The sequence below is a fragment of the Vibrio sp. 1562 genome (assembly GCF_033340155.1).
In the GTDB taxonomy this organism is placed as follows: Bacteria; Pseudomonadota; Gammaproteobacteria; order Enterobacterales; family Vibrionaceae; genus Vibrio; species Vibrio alginolyticus.
Window position 1 is genome coordinate 1 of record NZ_JAWOVY010000240.1, and the last position, 786, is coordinate 786.

General features: G+C 54.7%; 1 pseudogene. It reads right to left on the reverse strand.

Annotation, left to right across the window (positions count from 1 at the left end):
- Positions 1-786, reverse strand: a pseudogene (locus R7Z49_RS24390) (hypothetical protein); the annotation flags it as partial.

Here is a 786-nt window from a genome sequence, read left to right on the forward strand (position 1 = left end):
CATTTGGCTCACCACTGATGTCCATCGCGTTGCTCGTCCAAGCGCCACCACTTTGTACCGTGGCATTGCCATTGGCGATAACCGTTTCACTGCCTTGCGCTTTGATTTCTACGCTCACGGTTTGGCCATCAAAGCGGCTTGAAGTGCCGGTGATCTGCAATGCGGCGGCATTGCTGCTATCCACATTGCCTACTGGCGTGATCGCCAAGGTTGGTGTGATCGGCATCGAGTGGCTGCGGTCTTCTGCGCCCGTATTCCCCGAAAGGTCTTGGTAATCTTTCACCACCAATCCAACAGTCAGCTCTGACGACACTGGCACCACAACATCACCGGTCCAGACTTTCGCATCCACTGTCTTAGTCAGTGTGACGGCGGAACCACCCAGCTCTGCGCTTGCTGCTTGCAGCGCTTTATCGAACTCCAGTCTGACCGTCACACTTTGTCCTTCCGCTTGGTGCGTCGGATTGAATGTTGCGTTGCTCAGTGTTGGCAATGCCTGCGATAGCGTGAAGTTTGTGCTTTCTGTTGCTTCCACGTTTGAGGCATTGGTGCCTGTGACAACGACGGTGTACGTGCCATTTGGCTCACCACTGATGTCCATCGCGTTGCTCGTCCAAGCGCCACCACTTTGTACCGTGGCACTGCCGCTGGCGATAACCGTTTCACTGCCTTGCGCTTTGATTTCTACGCTCACGGTTTGGCCATCAAAGCGGCTTGAAGTACCGGTGATCTGCAATGTGGCAGCGTTACTGCTATCCACATTGCCTATTGGCGTGATCGCCAAGG